Origin of the sequence: Streptacidiphilus cavernicola (assembly GCF_042510955.1) — a bacterium.
Classification (GTDB): domain Bacteria; phylum Actinomycetota; class Actinomycetes; order Streptomycetales; family Streptomycetaceae; genus Streptacidiphilus; species Streptacidiphilus cavernicola.
Genome location: NZ_JBHFAB010000005.1, coordinates 51103 through 76270 on the forward strand (window position 1 = coordinate 51103; position 25168 = coordinate 76270).

Annotated in this window: 23 protein-coding genes; 13 read left to right on the plus strand and 10 right to left on the minus strand. The window is 70.3% G+C overall.

Features of this window, described 5'->3' with window-relative positions; all coding sequences use genetic code 11:
* Positions 1-92 precede the first annotated feature (92 nt).
* Positions 93-1784, minus strand: a complete 1692-nt coding sequence (locus ACEZDE_RS08360) for an MFS transporter (RefSeq protein WP_380534076.1) — start codon at positions 1782-1784, stop codon at positions 93-95.
* A gap of 281 nt (positions 1785-2065) precedes the next feature.
* Between ACEZDE_RS08360 and ACEZDE_RS08365 the strand changes: the two genes are divergently transcribed.
* Entirely contained in the window at positions 2066-3364 is a 1299-nt protein-coding gene (locus tag ACEZDE_RS08365) for a cytochrome P450 (protein ID WP_380534077.1), read from the plus strand.
* A 48-nt stretch (positions 3365-3412) separates the two neighbouring features.
* Here the strand turns inward: ACEZDE_RS08365 and ACEZDE_RS08370 are convergent, their stop codons facing one another.
* Positions 3413-3802, minus strand: a complete 390-nt coding sequence (locus ACEZDE_RS08370; protein WP_380534079.1) for an arsenate reductase family protein — start codon at positions 3800-3802, stop codon at positions 3413-3415.
* A 114-nt stretch (positions 3803-3916) separates the two neighbouring features.
* On the minus strand, positions 3917-4861 hold the full coding sequence (locus tag ACEZDE_RS08375) for a hypothetical protein (RefSeq protein WP_380534080.1): 945 nt from the start codon (positions 4859-4861) through the stop codon (positions 3917-3919).
* 513 nt (positions 4862-5374) lie between these two features.
* Here ACEZDE_RS08375 and ACEZDE_RS08380 point away from each other — a divergent pair.
* Positions 5375-6601: a helix-turn-helix domain-containing protein gene (locus ACEZDE_RS08380; RefSeq protein ID WP_380534082.1), complete on the plus strand. Its 1227-nt coding sequence runs from the start codon at positions 5375-5377 to the stop codon at positions 6599-6601.
* A 614-nt stretch (positions 6602-7215) separates the two neighbouring features.
* Here ACEZDE_RS08380 and ACEZDE_RS08385 read toward each other — a convergent pair.
* On the minus strand, positions 7216-7572 hold the full coding sequence (locus ACEZDE_RS08385; protein WP_380534083.1) for a DUF397 domain-containing protein: 357 nt from the start codon (positions 7570-7572) through the stop codon (positions 7216-7218).
* Between the two features lie 435 nt (positions 7573-8007).
* Positions 8008-8667 carry an ATP-binding protein gene (locus ACEZDE_RS08390; protein WP_380534085.1) on the minus strand — a complete coding sequence of 220 codons (660 nt, stop codon included), beginning with the start codon at positions 8665-8667 and terminating at the stop codon, positions 8008-8010.
* A 180-nt stretch (positions 8668-8847) separates the two neighbouring features.
* Between ACEZDE_RS08390 and ACEZDE_RS08395 the strand changes: the two genes are divergently transcribed.
* Both ACEZDE_RS08395 and ACEZDE_RS08400 read left to right on the plus strand, forming a co-directional pair.
* Complete coding sequence (locus tag ACEZDE_RS08395; RefSeq protein WP_380534087.1) at positions 8848-10155, plus strand: tetratricopeptide repeat protein; 1308 nt, start codon at positions 8848-8850, stop codon at positions 10153-10155.
* Positions 10155-10886, plus strand: a complete 732-nt coding sequence (locus ACEZDE_RS08400; protein ID WP_380534557.1) for a creatininase family protein — start codon at positions 10155-10157, stop codon at positions 10884-10886. Before ACEZDE_RS08395 ends, ACEZDE_RS08400 begins: the two co-directional genes overlap by 1 nt.
* 10 nt (positions 10887-10896) lie before the next feature.
* Here the strand turns inward: ACEZDE_RS08400 and ACEZDE_RS08405 are convergent, their stop codons facing one another.
* On the minus strand, positions 10897-11322 hold the full coding sequence (locus ACEZDE_RS08405) for an Imm63 family immunity protein (RefSeq protein ID WP_380534089.1): 426 nt from the start codon (positions 11320-11322) through the stop codon (positions 10897-10899).
* A 240-nt stretch (positions 11323-11562) separates the two neighbouring features.
* Between ACEZDE_RS08405 and ACEZDE_RS08410 the strand changes: the two genes are divergently transcribed.
* The 3 genes from ACEZDE_RS08410 (at position 11563) to ACEZDE_RS08420 (ending at position 14725) form a co-directional block, all read left to right on the plus strand.
* Positions 11563-12378 (plus strand): AAA family ATPase, encoded by an 816-nt coding sequence (locus ACEZDE_RS08410; RefSeq protein WP_380534090.1) that lies wholly within the window; start codon positions 11563-11565, stop codon positions 12376-12378.
* A 91-nt stretch (positions 12379-12469) separates the two neighbouring features.
* Positions 12470-13477, plus strand: coding sequence for an NADPH:quinone reductase (locus tag ACEZDE_RS08415; protein WP_380534092.1), 1008 nt, complete (start codon positions 12470-12472; stop codon positions 13475-13477).
* Between the two features lie 132 nt (positions 13478-13609).
* Positions 13610-14725, plus strand: coding sequence for a tetratricopeptide repeat protein (locus ACEZDE_RS08420; protein WP_380534094.1), 1116 nt, complete (start codon positions 13610-13612; stop codon positions 14723-14725).
* A gap of 89 nt (positions 14726-14814) precedes the next feature.
* Here ACEZDE_RS08420 and ACEZDE_RS08425 read toward each other — a convergent pair whose 3' ends face one another.
* Positions 14815-15252, minus strand: coding sequence for a hypothetical protein (locus ACEZDE_RS08425; protein WP_380534096.1), 438 nt, complete (start codon positions 15250-15252; stop codon positions 14815-14817).
* 139 nt (positions 15253-15391) lie between these two features.
* On the opposite strand from ACEZDE_RS08425, the gene ACEZDE_RS08430 reads away from it, so the two are divergent.
* The 6 genes from ACEZDE_RS08430 to ACEZDE_RS08455 all read left to right on the plus strand — a co-directional run bounded on the left by ACEZDE_RS08430 (position 15392) and on the right by ACEZDE_RS08455 (position 22814).
* Positions 15392-15733, plus strand: a complete 342-nt coding sequence (locus ACEZDE_RS08430; protein WP_380534098.1) for a hypothetical protein — start codon at positions 15392-15394, stop codon at positions 15731-15733.
* Positions 15675-16061 (plus strand): hypothetical protein, encoded by a 387-nt coding sequence (locus tag ACEZDE_RS08435; RefSeq protein ID WP_380534100.1) that lies wholly within the window; start codon positions 15675-15677, stop codon positions 16059-16061. The genes ACEZDE_RS08430 and ACEZDE_RS08435 overlap by 59 nt, the downstream gene beginning before the upstream one ends.
* A 91-nt stretch (positions 16062-16152) precedes the next feature.
* On the plus strand, positions 16153-17742 hold the full coding sequence (locus ACEZDE_RS08440) for a beta-N-acetylhexosaminidase (protein ID WP_380534102.1): 1590 nt from the start codon (positions 16153-16155) through the stop codon (positions 17740-17742).
* Positions 17743-17814: 72 nt separating this feature from the next.
* Positions 17815-19044 (plus strand): methyltransferase, encoded by a 1230-nt coding sequence (locus ACEZDE_RS08445; RefSeq protein ID WP_380534104.1) that lies wholly within the window; start codon positions 17815-17817, stop codon positions 19042-19044.
* A gap of 189 nt (positions 19045-19233) precedes the next feature.
* Positions 19234-20778 (plus strand): endonuclease/exonuclease/phosphatase family protein, encoded by a 1545-nt coding sequence (locus ACEZDE_RS08450; RefSeq protein ID WP_380534106.1) that lies wholly within the window; start codon positions 19234-19236, stop codon positions 20776-20778.
* Positions 20779-20804: 26 nt separating this feature from the next.
* Positions 20805-22814 carry a phosphocholine-specific phospholipase C gene (locus tag ACEZDE_RS08455; protein ID WP_380534108.1) on the plus strand — a complete coding sequence of 670 codons (2010 nt, stop codon included), beginning with the start codon at positions 20805-20807 and terminating at the stop codon, positions 22812-22814.
* A gap of 14 nt (positions 22815-22828) precedes the next feature.
* On the opposite strand, the gene ACEZDE_RS08460 is transcribed toward ACEZDE_RS08455, so the two are convergent.
* The 3 genes from ACEZDE_RS08460 to ACEZDE_RS08470 are packed head-to-tail and all read right to left on the minus strand — an operon-like array spanning position 22829 to position 25120.
* Positions 22829-23728 carry an Fpg/Nei family DNA glycosylase gene (locus ACEZDE_RS08460; protein ID WP_380534110.1) on the minus strand — a complete coding sequence of 300 codons (900 nt, stop codon included), beginning with the start codon at positions 23726-23728 and terminating at the stop codon, positions 22829-22831.
* A 4-nt stretch (positions 23729-23732) separates the two neighbouring features.
* Entirely contained in the window at positions 23733-24707 is a 975-nt protein-coding gene (locus ACEZDE_RS08465) for a magnesium transporter CorA family protein (protein ID WP_380534112.1), read from the minus strand.
* 14 nt (positions 24708-24721) lie between these two features.
* Positions 24722-25120 (minus strand): SHOCT domain-containing protein, encoded by a 399-nt coding sequence (locus ACEZDE_RS08470; RefSeq protein ID WP_380534115.1) that lies wholly within the window; start codon positions 25118-25120, stop codon positions 24722-24724.
* Between the last annotated feature and the right edge of the window lie 48 nt (positions 25121-25168).

Genomic DNA, 25168 nt, shown 5'->3' on the forward strand with positions numbered 1-25168 from the left:
GAGCGGGTGTCGCCCGCTCCCCACAACCGGATCAGCACCGGATCAGCCCTGGATCAGCACCGGACCGGCGCCGGATGCCGAGGAGCCAAGGGTCAGGCCTCGGCCGAGGCCATCGCCGCCAGCTCCAGGTCCACCCGGCGGGCGTGCTCGTCCGCGTCCTCACGGGCCTTCTTCGGGCTCCAGCGCCCGGCCATGACGAACAGGAACGGCAGGAACAGCACCTGTCCGGCCAGGGCGACGAACCACCAGGTGCGCCAGTTGCCCGGGTTGTCCTTGGCAGCCTGCTGCACCTGGGTCCCGTACTTCTGCAGGATCGCCAGCTGCGGCTGCGCCTTCTGCACGGTCTGCAGGTCGGCGATGCCGACCTCCTGCACCGCCTGGCCCTGAAGCGCCGGCGGGATCGCGGTCGGCGGGTACTTCGACAGCTCGGCGAACAGTTGCGGGTGCGCGTTGACGATCGCCAGCGCCGGGCCGGCCTGCGCCTGCGCGGCGGCGACCTGGGCGCCGTGCTCCACCAGCGGAGTCGCCGAGGTCACCACCACCGGGACGAAGGCGGCCGAGACCGCCACCACGATCCGGATGATCCAGCCCCACACCGCCAGGCCGGTCGCGGTCGCCGCCGGGTTGTGCTTCTCCACGGTCTCGGTGAAGCTCGCCATCCACGGCGCGTAGGTGAGGCCGCTGAAGACGCCGATGCCGATGAACATCCAGGCGAAGGTGTAGTAGCCGGTGTGCGGATGGGTCGCGCTGAGCGTGAACCACAGCGTGAACGCGATCGTGCCGAGGGCTCCCACCAGCATGAACGGCTTGCGGACCTTCAGTCGGTCGGAGACCAGCCCGGCCACCACCAGGGCGATCGCGTTGGCCGCCCAGTACCAGTTGGCAAGGGCGTTCACCCGCTGCTCGGAGTAGCCGAAGACGGTGGAGAAGTAGACCACGAAGTTGCCGACGGCGGCGAAGTACAGCAGCAGGAAGATGCTGATGGCGACGGCCGAGCCGACCACGTCGAGGCGCATCATCTGCTTCCAGTGGTTGCCCGACTGGACCGCCTCCATGTCGATGCCCTTGGCGCGGGCCTCGACCAGGGCGCGGTCGCGCAGGCTGACCATGATCTGGTCGCGCAGCCGCGGCGACAGCTCACGCAGCGTCAGCAGCGCGATCACGAAGACGATCAGCGCGGAGATGCCCGCGTAGCGCAGCTCGTCCTGCCAGGTCGAGGAGTCCAGGGTGCTGCTGGTGACCGTGGTGACCACCAGGCTGCCCAGCACCGGGCCCATGGTCCAGTAGCCCATCGCCGTGGCCCGGCCCAACTGCGGGGAGAAGTCCCTGATCAGAGCGGGCGTGGCGACCAGCACGATGCCCTCGACAAAGCCGACCAGGGCGAACAGGATCAGGTACGACAGCTTGCCGGAGGCGTTCGGCAGGCCGAACAGCACCAGCAGGCCGGTCACCGCCAACCCGTAGACCACCAGGTTGGCGCGGCCCCAGCGGTCGGCCAGACCGGCCACCAGCGAGGCGAAGGCGCCGACGGCGTTGCCGACCACCGAGACCCAGATGAAGTACCGGTAGGTCATGTCGAAGTGCTGGATGATCGAGGTGGCCACGGCGTACTGGATGTACAGCGCGTAGTACAGGACGATCGTGGTCAGCACCACGATGGCGAGGTAGGCGTAGCGCCGCCCGGTTTCCGGGTAGTGGTCCAGGTTGCGCTGCCACAGCCGGTTGAGTGGGCCGGGCGCGGGTCTGGCGGCCGGCGCGTCGGCGGTGGAGGGGGTCGTCGTCATCCTGCTGCTCCTCGGGACACCGGATCGTATGGACAGACGCGGACGCGCCGGGGCATGGCCGGAGATCCGGCGCCTCGGCGGCGAGGGCGTTAACGGAGGGTAGTACCGACCAGTCGGTACGGACTAGACGCCTGCAGGGATCAGTTCCTGAGAATCCCCTCGACGGGGAACTCGGGGCCGGGGCGAAGGGTTCTCCAGGTACACGGACGACCGGGCGTGGTTGTGGGGAGCATCCGGTCGCGGCGGACAGCAGGGGACACGGCGACGCAGGGGGCGGGGATATGGCGGCGGGCACCGGGAACACCGCGGGGGCGAGAGCGACGGCCGCGGCGATGGCCGAAGCCGGGGCGATCGTCGAGCTGCTGGCGGGGGAGACCGGCCGGGCCGACCCGTACCCGCTCTACGCGCGGGCCCGGGAGCTGGGGCCGGTGGCCCCGCTCAGCGATTCGTTCGTCCTGGTCACCGGGTATGCCGAGGTCAACCGGCTGCTGCGGGAGCCGGGCTTCGGTGTGGTCGACGGCACCGTCCTCGAAGCCTGGTGGGCGACCGGGCCGGGGGAGCGGGACGCCTCGCAGGAGCCGGACTCGATGACGCTGCTCGGCCGCTCCATCCTGCAGGCCAACCCGCCCCGGCACGCCCGGATGCGAGCGCCGATCGCCTCGGTCTTCACCCCGCGCCGGGTCGCCGCGCTGGAGCCGGCCGTGTCCGCGGTGCTGGACGCGCTGCTGGACGAGCTGGCGGAGCTGGGCGCGGACGGCACGCCGGTCGACTTCATGGAGCAGGTCGCCTACCGGCTGCCGGTCGGGGTGATCTGCGAGCTGCTCGGCGTGCCCGAGCAGGACCGGCACCGGTTCCGCCCGCTGGGCCACGAGCTGACCCGGGCGCTGGAGTTCGCCTCCGGCCAGGGCGACCTCAGCGGAGCGGACGAGGCGGCCCGCGAGCTGTCCGGGTACTTCACCCGGCTCGCCGCCGAGCGCCGGGCCGAGCCGAGGGACGACCTGGTCAGCGCCCTGGTCGGGCTGACCGAGGGGGACGGCGCCCGGCTCACCGACGCCGAGCTGATCGGCAATCTGGTGCTGCTGCTGGTGGCCGGGTTCGAGACCACGACCAACCTGCTCGGCAACGGCCTGACCGCGGTCTTCGCCCACCCGAAGGTCCACGCGGCGCTGCGCGCGGGCGCGCTGCCCGCCGCCGACCTGGTGGAGGAGGTGCTGCGGTACGACTCCCCGGTGCAGCTGACCTCCCGGGTGGCGCTGCGCGAGGGCCTGGACGCGGGCGGCGTGCCGCTGCCGAAGTACGGCGAGGCGCTGCTGCTGATCGGCGCGGCCAACCGCGACCCGGCCCGGTTCCCCGAGCCTGACCGCTTCGACCCCTGGCGGGCCGACGTCCAGCCGCTGAGCTTCGGCGCGGGCGCGCACTACTGCCTGGGCGCGATGCTGGCCCGACTGGAGGCGACCCTCGCCTTCCGGGCCCTGTTCGCCCGCTTCCCCGGGCTGGCGCCCGCGCCCGGCCAGGAGCCGGTCCGCAACGACCGGCTGCTGCTGCGCGGCTACGCGACCCTTCCGGTGGTGCTGGGCTGACGGAGCGTCAGCCCAGCCGCCGGTTCATCTGTCGCCTCATTCGTCGCGTCATCCGCCGCCTCGTCCGCGCTTCGGCGGGACGACCGCGGCCAGGGCCTCCGGGGTCCGGGCGACCACGGCGGTGCCGTCGTCGGCGGTGATGATCGGGCGCTGGATCAGGATCGGGTGCTCGGCCAGCGCGGCGATCCAGCGCCCGCGCGCCGCCGCGTCCCGCGGCCAGGCCTGCCGGTCCTTCAGGCCCAGCTCCGCGGCGACCGGCTCGTCCGTCCTGGCGATGTCCCAGGGCTCAAGGCCGAGCCGGTCCAGCACAGCGACCAACTCATCGGCGCTGGGCGGGTCTTCGAGATAGCGGCGGACGGTGTACTCGGCACCGGCCTCCTCGAACGCCTTGACCGCGCTCCTGCACTTGCCGCAGCGGGGGTTGATCCACAGTTCCATGCGGCCAGCCTACGCAGGTGAAAGGACCCGTACCTCCCGGAAGGCCACCCGAGACCGAGCCCAATCAATCGTGGGAGGCATGCCCTCGGAGCGCTGTCGTCAGCTATTTCCTTCTCACACCCTGGATGCGTGCTCGGAGGGCAGCCGCAGCAGCAGGCCGTGAGTAGTGAGCGCTCGTAGGCGCGTGGTGAGGGCGTCGTAGCGTGCGGAACGACGCGTGTCGCGGTGAAGGAGGAAGTAGGTGTGGTCGAGGGTGTCGGCGGAGGACCGGCCCTGGGCAACACCGAGGAGAAGAAGTGCCATGGGGTCAAGTTCGACGGTGCCGGCTGCGGTGTGGGCGACGATCCCTGACGCTTGGAGTCCCAGGTCGAGATCTGAGGTGCGGTAGTAGGTGCCGGGCTTGACGGTCCGGTGTATCGGGTAGTCCTCGCCCGTGGCCGCCTGGATGAGCAGGTCGTGAGCCAGGGCAGTGTGTCCGTAAAAGACGTTTGGGTTCGCCAGGTCTGGGGCCTTGGGCAGGAAGGGCATGGGTTTGGCCACGGTGCGGCGCCAGCGTGCCCAGACGTGGGTAGTTCCCGGGTACAGATCACCGCGCGAGCTGAGAAACGCGTCGAAGGCTGACAGGCAGGCATGCTGAGCGTTCCACTCTGCCGCTGGGCCGTCGGCGTTGGCAAGCGCGTCACGGACGTTGCCCAGCGCTATCCGGGTCTCAGCCGCTGAGATCCGGAAGATGGCGTCCACCAGGTGCTTGGCCTCTCGCCGCATACGGGTGTGCAGGATTTGCAGCGAGTCGTCGTCGATGATGATCTTCCCCATGAGGAACCGCGAGGCGAGGTTGATGTCTGCCCTGCTGACCCCGGTCGGCTGCCCGGAGGAACAGCAGCGTTCGATGGCTCCGCGCAGCTCCATGTACGACTGGTAGCGGATGAGTGTTCGGTGGCCAGCCACGATCAGGCTCCGGGAGGGCGCAGCCAAGGGGCTGTCCGCGACGAAGGCGCTATCAAGCACTGCTGTGGAAGTGCCCAGGCCCGCCGTTGCCGGCCCGGACAGGTAGGCCATGCCGAACCCCTCGGATCGGGCTCGCGTTCCCAAGTGATCAACGATGTCCTTCAAGTCGAGACCGGGGTGGGGCGGGTACCTCAGCAGCTCCATCGAGACTCTCCATTGATGAGGACATGGCATCTTGGAAACTATGATGCCAAAACTTTTGTCACTGCGTTGCCTAAACTTCGGCACTGGGATAACTTCTGTCCCGCAGGTGCGGAACCGTTCCCTCTGGGGCGGCCAACGCACACATTCCGCTGTGCCCCTGGGCTCGGCATTCCGCCTCCACTTTGGGAGTCCCGTGATGAAGCTCCTCGGCCGAGTAGCCACCGGCGTTGCCCTGGCTGCCTTGGCCATGATCGCGTGCACGCTGCCTGCGCAAGCGGCTCAAATCCACGCCGCGCACGCCATCTCACCCGCCGAGATCATCTGGCCCTAGCCAGGAGCGGGAAGACCCGTAGACCACCCCCGGAGCGTCCAGGAACGACGGACGAGGACATAGCCGCCATAGTCGTTATGCTTCCGCGCATGGGCGAATCGTTGGGGCAGGTAAATTTCGGGCGCCGGCTGCGTCGGCTGCGTCAGGCCCGTGGCCTGTCGCAGGCCGACCTGTCGGGGCCGGAGATGTCCAAGCCCTACCTCTCACGCCTGGAATCCGGGACCCGTAAGCCGACAGAGCGCGCGCGCGTCTACCTCGCCGGAAGGCTGGGCGTCCCCGTCTCAGCGTTCGAGGAGCCCGAGATGCCGACCCTGGCCGAGGTCGTCCTGTCCCTTCTCACCTACAGGGCAGACCCAGAAACCGACCACGAACGACTGCGAGAGGCATACGAGAACGAACCGGCGGCCGACCTGGCACTACGCTGGCAAGCGCTGTGGTTGCTGAGCAACCGCCAAGACGGTAGCGAAGGCCCCTACCTTGACGCCCTCCTGGGCCTGAGCGAACAACTCGGCCAGCCCGGACTCCACGCCCAAGCCATGGCCAAGCAGGCCAGATACCTACGTGCCCAAGGCCACCTCGACAAGGCCCGAAAATCCGCCGAGAAGGCACTCGAATCCGTTGAGGACGAGGACGTCCAACCCGCGGACATCGCCTCGATCCTGCTGGCGCTGGTCTCAGTCGAGACCGAGCTGGGCGAATTCGAACTCGCCGACAGGCACGCCAACCAGCTTGAGGAAGTCTGTCACCTCCTGCCTCGTCGGCTCCGGGCCGAATCCCTGTGGACCATCGCCAGTCAGCGCATTTACGCACGGCGGCTTGTCGAGGGTGCGGAAGTCCTGAATCAGGCCATGGCCGAATTGGATGCAGCATCGGACCCCCTGACCTGGATGCGCCTGCGATTCGCCGCCGCAGGGCTCTACCTTCGAACCGACCCGCCTGCCCTGGACACCATCAGACAGCACCTGGACGAGGCCGAACCCGCCGTCATGATCCTCGGCGGTCCCCACAACACGGCTGAGTTCCTCTCGCTGCGTGCACGCCTGGCCTTCCTCGAAGGCCACTTTGATGAGGCACAGCAGCTGAGCCACCGCGTGGAACAGCACAGCGAACTACTCGCTTACCGGGACCTCATGCGACACCGCGCACTAACGGCCCAACTACGTCTGGTGCAAGGCGATACGTCAGCCCAGGCAGAGTTGGAGGACCTCGCGCGCGAAGGCGAATCCCGCGGCAACTTCGAACTGGCTAGCGAAATCTGGCGATCCCTTGCTCAGATCCGGCCTTCCAGCCATGGAGGAACCGACCAACAGTCCTGAGCCGACTGCTGGTCTGACCGCGGTCCGGTCGAGAGCTGTCGCAATTGACCTCTTACTTACTCAAGGGCGGCGCTTCGCGCCGCCGGGGCGGCCGGTCCGCCCTGCTCGGCGGGACCAACCGTCAGGCCGTTTGTCTCGCCGGGTATCCGTCTGCTGCCGCGCTCTCGACTGAACTCAGGGTGCGGTGCCTGCGTCCGCCTCACATACGGTTGCTGATCACCAGGCTGGCTGGCTTTAACGGTCGGCCCCTGCCTTCCGGTTGCGTTTGTAGGTGCAACTTGGCCCGTTGTCCCGACCTTGCCGTTGGTGCGGCCGGGACAACGGTGTTCCGAGTTCCGACTCAGGGAATGTGAACGGACTTCGGCACAGTGAGGCGGATGCTGCAGTTGGGGCACTTCCAGCACATCAGGTAGTGGAACGTCGCTTGCCAGTTGCACTCTGGTTGAGGACAACGAACGTCCTCTGATGCACGGGCTGGCAGAGCGCCCTCATTGAGGGGCCAAGCAACGGGGTTGTCACCACCTAGCGCCGGGAGCGCCCAAGCGCGGAGATCACCTTCGGTTTCGATCGCCGGTTGCGTCCGCCGATGTTCAGCGGGTGCCTGCGACCGATGGTCAGGGGCTGTCCACATCTGCCAAGTCCAGTCCGGCCGCGGTCAGTTCGTCATCGGAGGCGTAGAGGTGGACGAACTGGCCGGACACGATGCCCCGCGCGAAGATCGTGAACTCAGCCCGCGAGAAGTGCAGGACGGGGGCCAGCTCGTCCTTGTCGTCCGAGATTCCCACCATGCGGGTGCCGTTCGGGATGCCGACCGACGTGTGCTCGGTGGAGTCCGGCAGAACCGTGACGATCACGCAGTTCTTGAGGATCGCGTCCAGCTCGGTGTCCGACGCCTTGAACCACTGCGCGCCCGGTGCGAGCGGGTTGTTCCAGGGGACAGTCTGCCTACCATTGCTGAGCGTTCCGGTCATTGGTCTACCTCCTGTGCGGAACGTCGTCCAGTCTGTTGACCGGACGGTCTGGCAACCCGCTCCGGCCCGGTGCTGAACCCACCTGGCCGGAGCGGGGGGTCTAAGGGTGGCGGCGTTGCTGGGGACGTGCCCGGTGGCGACCGGAGGGTGCCCGGCCGGAGGGTGGCACCGCAGATCCCCGGGAAGCGAGGGACGGGTCCGACAAGAGGACGGAGTCCCAAGCCCACTCCCAAAGGTCTCGAATGCAGGGGCCACATGCGTTCAAGGGGATATGCAGACCAGGGAGAAGCACATCCCCGACGACCAGGACACGGCGCCATTCGCGGCATCGAAGTCCGCATAGGCCGTTGGTCCACGGGTTGTCGTCATTGGTCTGCGCGGGAGCAACCCGGTCCCCCCGGGCCCAGTCGGCCAAGCGGTGACCAACCAGCAGTGTCACCGTCCCTCCTCTTTGCTCCGAGGCTGGTTCCTGGCCTCCCCTTCAGGAGTGAGGTAGCGCGGAGTGTTGAAGTGGGCATACACGTACTTGCCGCCGATCCCGCGACGCTTCCACCAAACGAAATCGGCCAGCTCTCGAACAATCACCAGTCCATGTCCGTGTGCCCTGACCAGTTCGGAAGCTCCGTCTCCGCTTGGAGTGGGCGCTACCGGTGGGCCCGGGTCGCAGTCACCGACCTCTACAAAGAGGCTGCACGTTGGGAAGTAGCGGAGTCCCACCACGACCTGATAGGGCACCAGTGGATCGGTCGAGATCTTCGCGTGCTTGACGGCGTTGGTCACCAGCTCGCTGACGCACAACAGCACGTCTCCGGTCAGCCTCCCGAGGTGCCAGTCCTTCAGAGTCTCCTTGACGACCTGGCGTGCCGAGGCAGGGGCGGACAGCTGACCGCCGGGCCACACCCAGCCGCGGTAACTCTGTCGTTCCTGCGATTCCGTGCACCAGTCCCGCGCGTGGTTCGTTGAGGATCCAGCGACCACGTCGGCGCCGCCGATCGAATCCGACCAACAGTGGGCCAGCGGATCCTGCGGCGAAACAGATTGAGCCACCAGCGCCGTTGGTGCACGCGACGTGTCGAAGTCATCCCTTCCCTTCACCTCTGACCGTCCTCACTGTGAGTAGCTGATCGCTTCGGATAGTTCCGAAGTGGTAACCATCAGCATCCTCAGGTGGCAGCCAAGAGACTTGCCCATCGTGGTTACCCACTCTGGGTAAACTGGCCGTCACTCAACTTGTATAGCTTGATGCAGAGATCGCCTTGGCTGGAAGGATGTGTCATGGCTGCGCCCGAGATGCCGGACAGGCTTCCGCGAGCCCTCCTTGCCGAGCCGGCGATGATCTCAGCGTGCGCCAGCCACGACTTCTCCGCAGTCTTCAAGCTGCTGAAGGTGCACGCCGGCATCTATCCCTCGATGATCGCGCGCGCCTGCGACATGACACCGAGCCGGGTGGGTGAGGTGATCGACAAGAGCCGCAAGATCGAGAAGTTCGATCTCATTGGGCGCATCGCTGACGGATTACACATCCCTGGGCACATGCTCGGACTCGCTGCCCGCCCGTGGGAGTCGAGGCCCGACTTCAGGCGCACGACCACTAGGGATACCCGCAGCCGCATTGCTGACATCTCGTCAGTTAAATTGGTTCGCGCCACCGGTAGCGTTGCCTTGGTGGATCCTGAATACTTCGCGGATCACATCCGAACAGTTATGCCTACGCATTACAAGACCATGAATCTGTTCGGTGCACACCACGCACTTGATGGCGTGGAGCACCATCTGCATGTGATCGACCGTCTCCAGGCTCAGACAGATGGTGCGATCAGAGACAGCATGCTCACCCTCGGGGCCCGCAGTGCTGAGTTTCTGGGTTGGCTTCACCAAGACCTGGGCGACTTCACCAATGCCTGTTACTGGTCCGACCGTGCGATGGAGTGGGCCCAGGAGACCGGCGATGACGAGATGATCGCCTACATCCTGTTCCGTAAGAGCAACCAGGCGACTGCCCGGCGGGATCCGCAATGTGCCGTCGCACTCGCTCGGGCGGCGCAGCGGGTCTCGGGGATCAGCGCCAGTGTTCGCGCCCTTGCCGCTCAGCAAGAGGCCCAAGGTCATGCTCTGTCGAAAAACCTCCGCTTTGCCCACCAGAAGTTCGACGAGGCGCGTCAGTTGGTCGAAACTCCACCAGAGCAAGGCCACGACACTGCCTTGGACACCGCCTACTGCACTCCCACGTACATCGAGATGCAGCGAGCGAACTGCTGCCTTGAGATGGGAGACCCGCAGCAGGCCATCGACTTGTTCGAGGCGGAGTTGCGAACGCTGCCGCGGATGTATCGCAACGACCACGGCGTCTACCTGTCGCGCCTTGCGCGCGCCTACGCCACCGCGGGCGAGCCGGATCAAGCCGTGGCCGCGGCGGAACGTGCCCTGGCCATCGTGCGCGACACGCAGTCGGTCCGGGCCATGGCTGAACTGGGCGACGCCGCAACCGCAATGGACGCGTGGGCGAGCGTCCCCGCTGTTGCCCAGCTCCAGGTCTCCATCAAGCGCGTTCGGGGTGAGATCGGTTTTCTCGAACTGGGGTGATGCTGGAGACTGGGCGCATGATGCCATTGATCACGCACGCCACGTCCGCCGACGAGAGCGCCCGGGGTTCGCGGATCGCCGTGCTTCCGGTCGGCAGCTTTGAACAGCACGGCGCGCATCTCCCGCTGATCACGGACACGGCCATCGCCTGCATGATCGCTCAGCGGATCGCGACCGACCACGGGCTGTTCCTGCTGCCGCCGGTCACCATGTCCTGCTCCCACGAGCACGCCGGCATGACCGGCACGGTCAGCATCAGTGCGGTCACCCTGTACGCCGTGATCGGGGACATCTGGCGCTCCCTCCAGGCATCGGGCATCCAAGGGCTGATCATCGTCAATGGCCACGGCGGAAACTACGTGCTGTCCAACTTCGTCCAGGAGGCCAGCGTCGCCGGACCCAGGGTCGCTCTCTTCCCCACCCGCGACGACTGGCAGCAGGCCCGCGCGGACGCCTGCCTGGAAAGCACCTCGACCGAGGACATGCACGGCGGCGAACTGGAAGTTTCCCTGCTACTGCACGGGGCCCCGGAACTCGTACGCGACGGCGTCGAGGCGGACGATCACGCAGCTCCCCAGCGGCCCCATCTCCTCACGCTGGGCCTGACCGCCTACACGCCGAACGGCATCATCGGCAACCCGTCGCTGGCCAGTGCCGTCAAGGGCAAGGCCATCCTCGCAAGCCTCTCCCATTCTGCTGCCGGACACCTGGCAATACTCGCCGCGGACTGACGAGGGCCATTCAGCCGAGGGGGTGGGCGTCCACGTCCTCCAGCCGCACTCCCGGGCATCGGGCGGGGATACCTGCCCGGAACTGCTGGGCCCACTCGGTGTCGAGTCTGCGCAGCAGTTCAATCTGTTTGGCGAGCCAGCCGATCCGCGTGTCCCTGTCGGCGGGGAAGCGACCCCGCTGCCCTCGCTCCCAGTCCAGAGCCATGGAGAAGGTGGCGTCGAGGGCAACCCAGTTCAGGAGTTCGTTGAGATCGCCGGTGGTGCGGTGCTGGAGTTCCTTGCCTCGTTCCTCCACGATCCAGTGGATGATCCCGTCCTGGACCTTGATGTACGGGTAAGCGGCGTCTCGGCGGCTGAAAGCGACGTGGTCGTTCCCGTCGAGTTGGGCTGTCATGGCCCTCACTGCGGCCTGCACATCCCCGAGCGTTATCGTCATAGAGACGATTATTGCATGGCTACCTCTTCGTGCTGATCGTGCACCGGGGCCGATCAAGGTTTTGAACGGTGACGTCCGCGCAGGGCCCTCGCGGAGCAAGACCAGGGGCCGAGTGCCTGCTTCGCAAGGTGAGGGCCCCAGCCCTCTCCATTTGGCCAGCTTGATGGCCCCTGGCCATGCTCCGCCCCTCCGCGAACGCCACCGTTCAAAACCTTCGCCAACCCCTACGAACTGCCTGGCGTGGACGCCGTGCCGGTGGACGCGGTGTTCAGCTCCGAGCCGTACGGGACCGAGCTGGCCCGGCGGTTCGGCGCGGCGCCGGTGCTGCTGGACCCGCCGAGGGAGACCTACGCCGTCTCCGGGACCAAGGTGCGGGCCGATCCGGTCGCGCACTGGGACGCGCTGGAGCCGCCGGTCCGGGCCTGGTTCGCGCGCCGGGTGGTGGTCCTCGGCGCGGAGTCCACCGGGACCACCACGCTCTCCCGCGACCTCGCCGCGGCGCTGCGGGCCCGCGGCGGCGTCCATGCGCTGACCGGCTGGGTGCCGGAGTACGGGAGGGAGTTGACGGTGGTGAAGCTGGCTCTGGCCCGTGCCGTCGCCGACCCGGCCGGGCCGCAGCCCATGGTGTTCGACCTGGAGTGGGACGACGCGGACTTCGAGACCGTGGTCCGCAGGCAGGCCGCGGACGAGGAGCGGGCGGCCAGGGCCGGCGGCCCGGTCCTGGTCTGCGACACCGATGCGCTGGCCACCACCGTCTGGCAGGAGCGCTACCGGGGCCGGAGTACCCCGGCCGTCCGGGACCTGGCCGCGGCGGTGCCGCCGCGGGCGCTGTACCTGCTCACCTCGGACGCCGGGGTGCCGTTCCACGACGACGGGCTGCGCGACGGCGAGGAGCTGCGGCCGTGGATGACCGGGCGCTTCCGCGAGGTGCTGGCCGCGCAGCGGGTCCCCTGGACCGAGCTGCGCGGCGACCGGCAGGAGCGGCTCGCGGCGGCGCTGGCGGCGGTGGACCTGCTGCTGGCCGGGGGCTGGCAGCTGGCCGACCCGCTGGGCTGACGCCCGGTCGTGCCGTCGCGCTGGTGCCGGACGTTCGGTCGCTCCGACGTTCGGCAGGAACATTTCCCGGCGCCGTGGAATTGTCGCTTGCATGAAGGCAATCGTGTACACAGCGAACGGTCCGTCCGACGTCCTCGGTCTCACCGAGCAGCGGCCGGTTCCCGAGCCGGGGCCCGGCGAGGTGCGGGTCGCGGTCCGGGTCTCCGGGGTGAATCCGACCGACTGGAAGTCGCGGGCCGGGTCGGCCCCGGCCGGGGAGCAGGTGCCCAACCAGGACGGCTCCGGCGTCGTCGACGCGGTGGGTCCCGGGGTGGCGGCGGAGCGGGTCGGTGAGCGGGTGTGGATCTGGGAGGCCGCCTGGCAGCGCGCCGACGGCACCGCGCAGGAGTACCTGGTGCTGCCGGGGGAGCAGGCCGTGCCGCTGCCCGAGGGCGCGTCCTTCGAGCTGGGCGCGAGCATCGGCATCCCGGCGATGACCGCGCACCGGGCGCTGACCCTGGGCGCCGGCGGCCCCGACCGGCTCGCGCCGGGCGCGCTGGCCGGGCGTACCGTGCTGGTCGCTGGCGGTGCGGGCGCGGTCGGCAACGCGGCGATCCAGCTGGCGCGCTGGGCCGGGGCCACCGTGCTCAGCACGGTCAGCGGCCCGGCGAAGGGCGCGCTGGCCACCGCGGCGGGAGCACAGCACGTGGTCGACTACCGCGCCGGGGACGCCGCCGAGGCGGTCCGCGGGTTCGCCCCGGACGGCGTCGACCTGATCGTCGAGGTCGCCCCCGGCACCAACGCCGCACTCGACCTCGCGGTGCTCCGCCCCGGCGGCACGGTCGCCTTCTACGCCGACGGCAGCGGCCCCGAAGTGACGCTCCCGGTACGGGAACTGATGGTCCGCAACCTGCGCTGGCAGGGCGTCCTGATCTACACCATCCCGCGCGAGGCCAAGCTCGACGCGGTCGCCGCCATCACCGCGGCCCTCGGCGCGGGCGCGCTCCGCGTCGGCGAGGAGGCGGGCCTCCCGCTGCACCACTACCCCCTGGAACAGACCGCCGCCGCCCACGACGCGGTCCAGTCCGGCGCCGTCGGCAAGGTCCTGATCACCCTCTGACGCTGCTGAGGCAGCCGGGCCCGCGGTCGACCCGCCGCCGTCGACATGCCGGAGTGATCGGTCGGGCTGGTGCGCGGGGAAGGGGGGTGGGCGGCGATACTTGTGCCGACTGATCCGAGGAAGGAAGCCGCCATGCCCGAGCAGGTTCTTGTCCAGCGCGCCGACGAGGAGGCCGCTCAGGGCCGCCACGCCGAGGCCCTGGAGTTGTACGCGCGGGCGTGGGAGAGCAGGCACGACGAGGTCGCCGAGAAGCTGCTCGACCTGGTCGAGGACTGGGGCGACGTGGACGCCGCGCTCGAGGTGCTGCAGCGGACCGCCGACCAGGGCGTCTCCGGCGCCTACGAGGCGCTGGCCGCGCTGCTGGTCGAGATCGAGGAGCCGGAGGAGGCGCTGAAGGCGCTTCAGGAGGCGCACGAGCGCGGACGCGAGGTCGCCCTGTGGACGGCCGCGGTGCTCGCCGACGAGCTGGACGACCGGGAGCAGGCCGAGGCCTGGTACCGCAGGGCCATCGACGCGGCGGCGGCCGGTGCGCTCAACGACTTCGGCGTCTTCCTCAGCGACGACCCGGACCGGCTGGTGGAGGCCGAGGAGGTGCTGACCCTCGCGGTCGAGCGCGGCGACCCGATGGCGCTGGGCAACCTCGGCCGGATGCACCTGGAGGCCGAGCGGCCGGAGGAGGCGCTGCGCTGGCTGCGCCGCGGGCTGGACGCGGGCGTCCGCTCGGTGCTGGTGCCGATGGCCGAGGCCGAACAGCAGCTCGGCGACTACGCCGCGGCCCGGGAGCGGCTGGCCGAGGCGCTGGACGACGAGATCGAGGGTGCGCAGCTGGCCTGGGCCAACTTCTGCGCCGAGCACGGCACGCCGGAGGAGCAGGCGAGCGCCGAGGGCGAGTTCTTGTCCGCGCTGGAGCAGGAGGAAGTGGGCGCTCACTTCGACTACGCGGTCTTCCTGGCCGACCGGGACCGGTTGGACGAGGCGGTCGAGCAGTACACCGCCGCCGCGGACGAGGGCGAGACCAACGCCTGGCTGAACCTGGCCCTGATCCACGAGGACCGCAAGGACCGCCGCACCGCGGAGGAGTGCTACCGCAGCGGCATCGACGCGGGCGACCTGCACGCGCTGCTCGCCTACGCGGAGTTCCTGCGGCAGTGGGGCCGGCAGAAGGACATCCCGGCCCTGTACGGCCAGGCCGAGGCGCTGGGCGCGGACGCCGAGGAACTCACCCAGCTGCGGACCTTGGCGGGGTAGCACCGGATCGGAACCGCCGTAGCGACAGCACGGCGTCACACCACGGCGAGGGCCGCGCGGGAAGCTCCGCGCGGCCCTCGCCGCGTCCCTCAGCCCTGGACGTCGGCGACCGGGGCGCCCGCCGCCTGCGGCTGCTGCGCCTGCTGCGCCTGCGCCTGTCGCGGCCGGGGGTACTGCGGGTGCTGCGGGTACGGGTACGGGACCTGCGGCGCCCGCAGGGCGGCGGCTTCCGCGCGGCTGCTGCGGCGGGCCGCGTAGGACTTCACCGTGTTGGCGATCAGCAGCACCGGCACGATGAAGGCCTTGAAGAAGATGATGTAGGTGCCGCCGTCGAAGACGAAGCCCAGGTAGAAGCCGTAGCCCAGGAAGGCGATCCCGACCAGGGCGTTGAAGATCCGCATCCCGGTCCGGCCGGTCGGCACCAGGCTGAGGCCGACCAGGACGACGCCGCTCACGGCGAGCAGGACGACGTACCAGGAGAAGAGCGGTTGGTTGCTGAAGTCGATGTTCACGGGGTCCCCCGACATAAAGATCCGATAAGAAGCTCGGCGAAACCTAGCTGATCGCGGGTGCTGCTGTCATCCGCGTTCGACCTGTTGACCGCAGGTCAGGGCGCGCGTAACGGAGCGGTCCCGGTTAGTCGTCCTGCTGCCGCTGGTCCTCGCCATGGTCGTCGCTGCCGGGTTCGCCGGCCTGTCCGGGCTCGGTGGCAGGGCCGCCGCCGCGGTGACCGTCGCGGACGGCTCGGCGGACAGCGCGCCGGTCGCGGCTCCGGTGGACCTCGGCGCCGCCGGGTGGACCGTGCTGACCAGCGCCACCGCCACGCGGACCGGCGCGCAGATCTCCACCCCCGGCTTCGCCACGGCGGGCTGGCACCCGGTCGCGGTGGACGACGGCGGCGGCCCCGGCACCGAGATCGAGGCACTGCTGCAGAACGGCAAGTGCCCCGATGTCTCAACCAGGACGGCGACAGGCGGGCAGCTTCTTCGGCGCCAAGAAGGCCAATGAGCCGCTGCACGCCCTCTACACCCAGGACAACGGCACCGTGGCCCTGGACAACCTCGGCTCGGCGACGCAGAGCGGGCTCTCGGTGCAGGCCAAGGTCTACAGCCTGGCCGGGGCGGTGCTGGACGACCGGACCGTCAGCGGCCTGAGCCTGACCGGGCAGCAGGTGCGCAACGCGGTGATCACGCCCAAGGTCCCGGCCGCCCCCAGTTCGCCCGCGCAGGCCTACTTCGTCGAGTTGACGATGCGTCAGGGCGGGGCCACCACCAACGGCGGCACCGCACGGACCGTCAGCTTCCCGGAAACACCCGGCTACAACACCGTCGGCTGACCGGGTGGGGCCAGGGGCGCGTCCGAGCGTGTCCCCGGCCCCACCTGCCCATGGAGCGGAACAGTGGGGTCATCCGTCCCGAGGGAGCCCCGTGGCCGCCGCGCCTTTCCGTCGACTCCTGGCCGCTCTGTTCGCGCTGGGCCTGCTCACCGCTTCGCCGGTGGCCTCCGCCTCCGCCACGGCCGCACCGCGACCGCCGGTGGCGAGCTTCGCCGACATCCTCCCGGCGCCGGTCAGCGCCGTCCCCGCGGCCGGGGTCAGTTACACCCTGCGGCGCACGGACACCCTCTCCAGCGACGTCCCGGGCATCGGCGGCTATCTGGCGGCGGTGCTCCGCAGGTCCACCGGCTACCCGTTCCGGGTCGGCACCGCGCCGGGCGCGATCGCGCTGCTGCTCTCGGGCGCGCCCGCCTCGGTCGGGCCGCAGGGGTACCGACTGGACGTCACCGCCCACGGGGTCACGGTCAGGGCCCGCGCCGCGGCCGGGCTGTTCGCCGGGGTGCAGACGCTGCTGCAACTGCTGCCGCCGTCGGTGCAGGGGAGCAGGGTCGTGAAGACGGCCCGGTGGACCCTGCCGGGCGGGAGGGTCATCGACCACCCGCGCTATGCCTACCGGGGCGCGATGCTGGACGTGGCCCGGCACTTCTTCACCGTCGCGCAGGTCGAGCGCTACACCGACCAGCTGGCCCACTACAAGATCGACTACCTGCACCTGCACCTCACCGACGACCAGGGCTGGCGGATCGCGATCAGCGGCCTGCCCCGGCTCACCTCGCACGGCGGCAGCACCGAGGTCGGCGGCGGCCGTGGCGGCTACTACACCGAGGCCGACTACCGCGCGATCGTCCGCTACGCGCAGGCCCGCTACATCACCGTGGTGCCCGAGATCGACATGCCGGGCCACACCAACGCCGCCCTCTCCTCCTACCCCCGGCTGACCTGCGACGGGGTCGTGCCCCGGCTCTACACCGGGATGAACGTCGGCTTCAGCTCACTGTGCGTCAGGAGCAAGGCCACCTACGCCTTCCTGGAGACGGTGATCGCCCGGCTCGCCGCGCTCACCCCGGGCCCCTATCTGCACATCGGCGGCGACGAGGCGCAGTCCACCAGCAGGGCCGACTACGCGGCGTTCGTGAACCGGGTGCAGGCGATCGTCGCGGCGCGGCACAAGACCGTGATCGGCTGGCACGACATCGTCGCCGCCACCCTGCGGCCGTCCACGGTGGCCCAGTTCTGGAGCAGCACCACCGGCAGGCCGGGGGACCGGGCGGTGGCCGCGGCGGCCCGGCGGGGGACGAAGGTCATCATGTCCCCGGCGAGCCGGGCCTACCTGGACATGCGCTACACCTCGGCCACCCGGATCGGCGCGGACTGGGCCGGGCGGATCGACGTCAGCAAGGCCTACGACTGGAACCCCGGGGCGTATCTGCCCGGCCTTCCGGCGTCGGCGGTGCTGGGGGTCGAGGCCCCGCTGTGGACCGAGACCGTGCGCAGCAGCGCGGACCTCGACTACCTGGCCTTCCCGCGGGTCGCCGCCATCGCGGAGCTGGGCTGGTCGCCCGCGAGCAGCCACAGCTGGCCGCGGTTCCGGGTCCGGCTGGCCGCGCAGGGGCCGCGGTGGCGGGCCGAGGGCGTGCGCTACTACCGCTCGACCCAGATCGACTGGCCGGCCGGCTCCTGACGCAGGCTCCTGGCGCCGGCTCCTGAGCGGCCGACCGTCGTGCTGCTCGGCGCCGGATACATTGGTCCGACGATGAACCAGTTGACCACCGCACACGCTGCGTACTCCCTCGCCCGCTTCCCCGAGGACCCCCGCGACACCCTCCGCGCCTGGGACGCCTCCGACGAGTACCTGCTGCGGCAGCTCGACGGCACCGCCGCGCTGGACGGGACGACCGTCCCGCCGGTCGCGCTGACCGGGACGGTGGTCGTCCTCGGCGACCGCTGGGGCGCGCTGGCCACCGCGCTGGCGGGCTCCGGCTCCAGCCCCGGCTCCGGTTCGGGGCGCGGCGCGGCGTCGGCTCCGGCCGAGATCGTGCAGATCTCCGACTCGTACCTGGCCCAGCAGGCGACCCTGGCCAACCTGGAGCGCAACGGGCTCGCTGCCGACGCGGTCACCCTGCGCTCCACCCAGGAGCCGCCCCCGGCCAGGATCGACGTGCTGCTGGTCCGGGTCCCCAAGAGCCTGGCGCTGCTGGAGGACCAGCTGCTGCGGCTCGCGCCGGGGGTGCACCCGGGCACGGTGGTGGTCGGGACCGGCATGGTCACCGAGATCCACACCTCCACGCTGAAGCTGTTCGAACGGATCCTCGGCCCGACCAGGACCTCGCTGGCGGTGAGGAAGGCCCGGCTGATCCTCTGCACTCCTGATCCGCAGCTCACGCCCGGCCGCAGCGCCTGGCCGGTCCACTACACCCTGCCCGCCGACGACGCCTCGCTCGGTGCCGCTGCCGGACTGACCGTCAGCAACGAGGCCGGGATCTTCTCCGCCGAGCGGCTCGACATCGGCACCCGCTTCCTGCTCCAGCACCTGCCGACCCGCTCGGGCCCGGAGACGGTGGTGGACCTGGGCTGCGGCAACGGCGTCGTCGGCACGGCCGCCGCGCTGGGCAACCCGGACGCCGAAGTCGTCTTCACGGACGAGTCGCACCAGGCCCTCGCCTCGGCCAGAGCCACCTTCGCGGCGTCCGGATCGCCCGCCAAGGCGCGGTTCCTGCTCGGCGACGGGCTGTCCGACCTGCCGCCGGGATCGGCCGACCTGGTGCTCAACAACCCGCCGTTCCACTCGCACCAGGCCACCACCGACGCCGCCGCCCGGCGGATGTTCGCCGACGCCCGCACCGCGCTGCGCCCCGGCGGCCAGCTCTGGGTGGTCGGAAACCGGCACCTCAACTACCACGTGACGCTGCGTCGGCTGTTCGGCGGCTGCGTGACGATCGGGTCAGGCCCCAAGTTCGTCGTGCTCCGGGCGACCAAGCGCTGATCCCCGAGGGGCTGATCCCGAGGGGCTGATCCCCGGGGGCTGATCCGACGGCGGGCCGGGCGCCAATTCGTTCCGCGCCCGCCGTCGCGCTGTTTCGCGTTCATCTCGACGTCACCCCGCTCCGGCTAACTGGGCCGCAACTTGTTCAGACAACTTCTGGACGCCCAGCGACGGAATGGAACGGGCCCGATGAGACGACTCGCCGCCCTGCTGCTCGCCGCCCTGGTGGCGCTGCTGGTCGGGGGCCTCGCCTCCGCGGGCGCCGACGCGGATGTGAACGGCAGCACGATCACCCTGACCTCGCCCGCGCACCCGCTGGAGGGCGACCAGCTCACTTTCCACTTCGTCACCGGCGCGCCCGGGGCCAAGAACTGGGTGGGCGTGTACGACGGCTCCCGGGCGCCCGGCAACGGCGCCTCGCTGGTGTGGCAGTACACCCCGGGGGCCTCGGGCGACGTCACCCTCGACACCAGCGGGCTGACCGGCGGCCCGTACACCGCCTACCTGCTCGCCGACGACGGCTACGGCATCCTGGCCACCAGCGCGCCGTTCTCCTTCGCGGTCCGCCCGGTGCCGCCGCCCCCGCACTTCGCCGTCGCCAACCTCGGCTCGCGCACCCTGCACCCGGGCGACGCCGCGAAGGTCGCGCTGGCCGGGCTGTGGATGCGTCCGTCCGGCAGCACCGGCGGGGCCCCGGTGTTCAGCCGGGTCTCCGGCGACAGCTGGCTGGACGTGTCCGCCGACGGCACCGTCAGCGGCACCGCCCCGGCCCGGGTCCCCGCGCATCCGGCGGTGCTCACCGTGCGGGCGACCGACAGCGCCGGGCACAGCGCGCAGCTCACCGTCGAGGTCCCGGTGGTCGCCGCCCGGACCCACCCGCGGCTGAAGACCGCCAGCCTCAACCTCTGGGACGCCGGCAGCCATGTCGACAACCCGCTGGAGAAGCAGATCGCCGTCGTCCTCGGCGACGACCTGGACGTGGTGGGGCTGCAGGAGACCGGCGGCAGCGCCGCGCGGCAGCTCGCCGACGCGCTCGGCTGGTACGCCTACCAGAGCCCCGGCGACCTGGGCGTCATCAGCCGCTACCCGCTGACGGACGTTCAGCAGCCGACCGCGGCGCTGCCCGCCGCCGCCGTCACCGTCCAGCTGGACGCCACCCGGTCGGTCCGGGTGTGGACCGCGCACCTGGACGAGACCGGCTACGCCCCCTACGCGGTCTGCCTGGACGGGGAGTCGGGCGCACAGGCGCTGGCCGCCGAGCGGACCAGCGTCCGGGCCGGGCAGGCCACCGCGCTGGCCGCGGCGATGAAGGCCGACCTGGCGGTCGCCGGTCGGGCCCGGCAGACCCCGGTGGTGCTGGCCGCCGACCTGGCCTCCCCGTCCGACCTGGACTGGACCGCCAGGACCGCCGCCGCGCACTGCGGGGCCGGGGCGGTGAAGTGGCCGGTGACCGCGACCCTCGCGGCGGCCGGGCTGAAGGACGCCTACCGGGCGGTCCACCACGACCCGGCGAAGTTCCCCGGCGCGACCTGGTCCCCGGTGCTGGCCCAGCACCCGGGCGGGACCTCGGCCGAGCCGCAGGACCGGATCGACTACGTCGACTACGCCGGGGGGCTGACCCCGGTCCAGGCGCAGGCGCTGGTCACCGGCTGGCCCGCGGCCGAGCCGGACACCGCGGGGAACGGCTGGCCGTCCGACCACGCCGCCGCCGTCGCCCTCTTCACCGTCAACTAGCAAACCAGTCAAGCAGGAGCTGCAGCATGACCTCCCTCTCCCGTCGCACCTTCGTCGGCTCCACCGCCGCGGCCGGTGCCGCTGCCGCCCTCGGCACCGGCCTGCCCGGCACCGCGTCCGCCTCGGCCCCGACCGTTGCAGCGGCCAAGTCCGGGAAGCACCCGGGCGACACCGGCACCGTCAAGGACGTCAAGCACGTGGTCGTGCTGATGCAGGAGAACCGCAGCTTCGACCACTACCTGGGCACCCTGTCCGGGGTCCGCGGCTTCGACGACAAGCGGACGCTCACGCTGCCCGGCGAGCAGAGCGTGTTCCGCCAGCCCGCCCCGGCCCGCAGCGACGGCGGCTACCTGCTGCCGTACCGGATGGACACCACCAGGTACAACGCCCAGAACGCGGCCGGGCTGCCGCACGACTGGGGCACCACCCACCAGGCCTGGAACGGCGGCGCCTGGAACAAGTGGACCGCGGCCAAGGGCCCGGCCTCGATGGGCTACTTCACCCGGCAGGACATCAGCTACCAGTACGCGCTGTCGGACGCCTTCACCGTCGCCGACCACTACTTCTGCTCGATGGCCGGACCCACCGACCCCAACCGGCTCTACCTCTGGACCGGGACGTCGGGCCCGGGGGTGGACGGCACCACCGGCCCCTTCACCGACAACACCATCGTCACCGAGAACCCGATCGCCGACTGGACCACCTACGCCGAGCGGCTGGAGACGGCCGGGGTCAGCTGGCGGGTCTACCACAACCCCAGCCTGGACGACCGCTACGGCGACTACGACGACAACGCGCTGTCCTACTTCAAGCAGTTCCACGCGTTCCCGGCGGACGACCCGCGCTACATCAACGCGATGACCAAGTTCGACCTCGCCGCGTTCGACGCCGACTGCAAGGCGGGCACCCTGCCCACCGTGTCCTGGCTGGTCGCGCCGTACCTGTTCTGCGAGCACCCCAACGCCAGCCCGGACTACGGCGCGGACTACGTCAACACCGCGCTGCAGTCGCTGATGTCCAACCCCGACGTCTGGCGCGACACCGTCTTCCTGGTGATGTACGACGAGAACGACGGCTACTTCGACCACGTCGTCCCGCCGTTCCCGCCGGCCGGGACGAAGGACGAGTTCGTCGACGGCCAGCCGATCGGGCTCGGCCCGCGGGTGCCGCTGTGGGCGGTTTCGCCGTGGTCGCGCGGCGGGTACGTCAACTCACAGGTGTTCGACCACACCTCGGTGCTGCGCTTCCTGGAGCTGGTGACCGGGGTGCGCGAGCCCAACATCTCCGCCTGGCGCCGTGCCGTCTGCGGTGACCTGACCAGCTGCTTCGACTTCAGCAAGCGGGATCTGACGATCCCTCGGCTGCCGGACACCAAGGCCCTGGTGCTGGCCGCCGACGCCGACGCCAAGCTGCCGCCGGTGCCGCAGCCGGCCGTCGGCGCCCAGGCCACCCCGGCCCAGGAGCCGGGCACCCGCCCACACCGCCCGCTGCCGTACCGGCCCGGCGCGGACGTCACGGTGGACCGTACGACCGGCCGGGTCACCTGCACCATGACCTCGACCGGGCGCGAGGCGTTCCACTACAACGTCTACCCGCAGACCGCGCTGCCCTTCGCCGCCACCCCGTACACCGTGCTGCCGCGGACCAGTCAGACCTACCTCTGGGAGGCCGCCGCGACGGACGGCGTCTACGACTTCTCGGTGCACGGCGCGGACGGCTTCCTGCGCCGGTTCCAGGGCACGGTGGTCCGGGCGGGGCAGGACGACATGGGCGTCCCGACCGTGCGGCTGCGGATCCAGGAGGGCGGCAAGCCCCGGCTGCGGCTCACCCTCGGCAACGACGGCGGGGCCGAGCTGCGCTTCACGGTCGCCCCCAACGACTTCGCCGGCACCGCGACCACCGTCCACGTCGCCCCCGGCCACCACACCGAGCTGTCCTGGCCCACCAGCGCCGAGGGCGGCTACGACCTCACCGTCAGCGCCGACACCGCGGCCCGCTTCGCCTACCGCTACGCGGGGGTGGCCCACCGCGACTGAGCGGCCCGGCCCGGCTACTTCAGCAGACGGGACATCCGGCGGTCGGCGAGGGGCTTGCCGCCGGTCTGGCAGGTGGGGCAGTACTGCAGGGCGGAGTCGCTGAAGGAGACCTCGCGGACGGTGTCGCCGCAGACCGGGCACGCTTCGCCCTTGCGGCCGTGGACCCGCAGGCCGCTCTTCTTCTCGGCCTTGAGGTGGCGCAGGTCCAGGCCGCGGGAGCGCTCGATCGCGTCGGCGAGGGTCGAGCCGATCGCGGCGTGGAGCTGGGCCACCTGCTCCGGGGTGAGGCTCGCGGCCAGCTTGAACGGGGACATCCGGGCGGTGTGCAGGATCTCGTCGGAGTAGGCGTTGCCGATCCCGGCGATGGTGCCCTGGTCCCGCAGGAAGCCCTTGATCTGGCGGCGCTCGCCCGCCAGCAGCGCGGTGAGGGCCTCCAGGGTGAAGTCGTCGGCGAGCGGGTCGGGGCCGAGCCGGGCGATGCCGGGGACGTCCTGGGGGTCGCGGACCAGGTAGATCGCCAGGTGCTTCTGGGTGCCCGCCTCGGTGACGTCGAAGCCGGAGCTGTTCCCGCCGCCGGCGCCGGTCCCGCCGCCGCCGTCCGGCTCGGTCAGCCGGACCCGGAGCGCCAGCGGGCCCTTGCCGGGGCGCGGCGGCGCGTCGGACAGCTTCTCGCTCCAGCGGATCCAGCCCGCCCTGGCCAGGTGGACCACCAGGTGCACGTCCCCGGCGCGCAGGTCGAGGAACTTGCCGTGCCGGGTCACCCCGTCGAAACCGCGGCCTTCGAGCACGGTGACCGGCGGGTCGTAGGTCTTCAGGGCGTGCACCGCGAGCGGGTGGACCCGGTCGACGGTCCGTCCGGCCAGGTGCTCGGTCAGGAAACCGGCCAGCGCCTCGACCTCCGGCAGTTCGGGCATCGGCTCAGATCCAGTCTCTGCGTTTGAAGGTGGTGTAGAGCAGGACGGACAGCACCAGCATGATCCCGGTCGAGGTCCAGAACCCGCCGTGGGTGTCGAAGCCGGGGTAGGGGACGTTCTGCCCGTAGAAGCCGGTGACCGCGGTGGGGACCGCGATGATCGCGGCCCAGCTGGTCACCTTCTTCATGATCAGGTTCATCCGGTTGCCCTGGACCGTCAGATTGGTCTCCATGATCGTGCCGACCAGGTCGCGCAGGGACTCGGTCCACTCGGTGGCCCGCAGCACGTGGTCGTAGACGTCCTGGTAGTACGGCAGCATCGGCTCGGTGACCAGTTGCAGGTCACGGCGCATCAGGCTGTTGACCACCTCGCGCATCGGCAACACCACCCGGCGCAGCCGGACCAGGTCCTTGCGCAGGTCGAAGGAGCCGCGCTGGACGGCCCGGATCTCGTCCCTGCCGTCCTCGAACAGCAGGCCCTCCAGTGCCTCGATCCGCTCGTCCAGGTCCTGGACCGCGTTGAAGTGGCCGTCCACCAGGTAGTCCAGCAGCCCGTGGACCAGGAAGCCCACGCCGTACTTCGCCAGGTCGGGGCTGTCGTCCCAGCGCTCCATCACCTGGTCGATCCGGCAGTGCGCGCCCTTGCGGATGGTGATCAGGGCGTTGGCGGTGATGAACGCCGCCACCTCGCCCGCGGTGACCCGGCCGGTCTCCGGATCGGTGGACACCGCGTAGGCGGAGAGGTAGAGGTGGGTCCGGTAGCGGTCCAGCTTGGGCCGCTCGTGCTGCTCCCTGGCGTCCTCCACGGCGAGGGCGTGCAGGCCGAACTCCTCGGCGATCATGTCGAAGTCGGAGGACCCGGGGTCGCGGACGTCCAGCCACACCGTGCAGTCGGGATCGCCGGAGTACCGGGAGATGTCCTGGACCGGGAAGTCCTCCAGCTCCAGGGCGCCGTTGCGGTACAGCCTGGTGTGCGTCATGTCCGCCAGCGTAGTCAGGAGAGCAGCTTGTCCTTGGCCTTCTGGAACTCCTCGGGGGTGAGCGCCCCGCTGGACTTGAGGTCGGCCAGCCGGGCCAGCTCGTCCACGTGGTTGGGAGCCGTGCCGCCGTCGGCGGCGGCGTTGCGGACGTACTGCTTGAAGGCGTCGTCGGCCTGCTTGGCCTGCTCCTGGTCGCGTTGGCTCATCGAGCGGCCACGGATGATCACATAGAGCAGCACGCCGAGGAACGGCAGCAGGATGACCAGGACGATCCAGCCTGCCTTGGCCCAGCCGCTCAGGTCATGGCTGCGGAACAGGTCGGTGAGGATCTTGAACAGCAGGAAGAACCACAGGATCCACAGGAAGAACTCCAGCATCGTCCAGAACACGTTGAGCAGCGGGTAGTTCGACACAGTCGCTCCAGCCGGTCGTTCGCGAGATGGTATGAAAAACAGTCATAT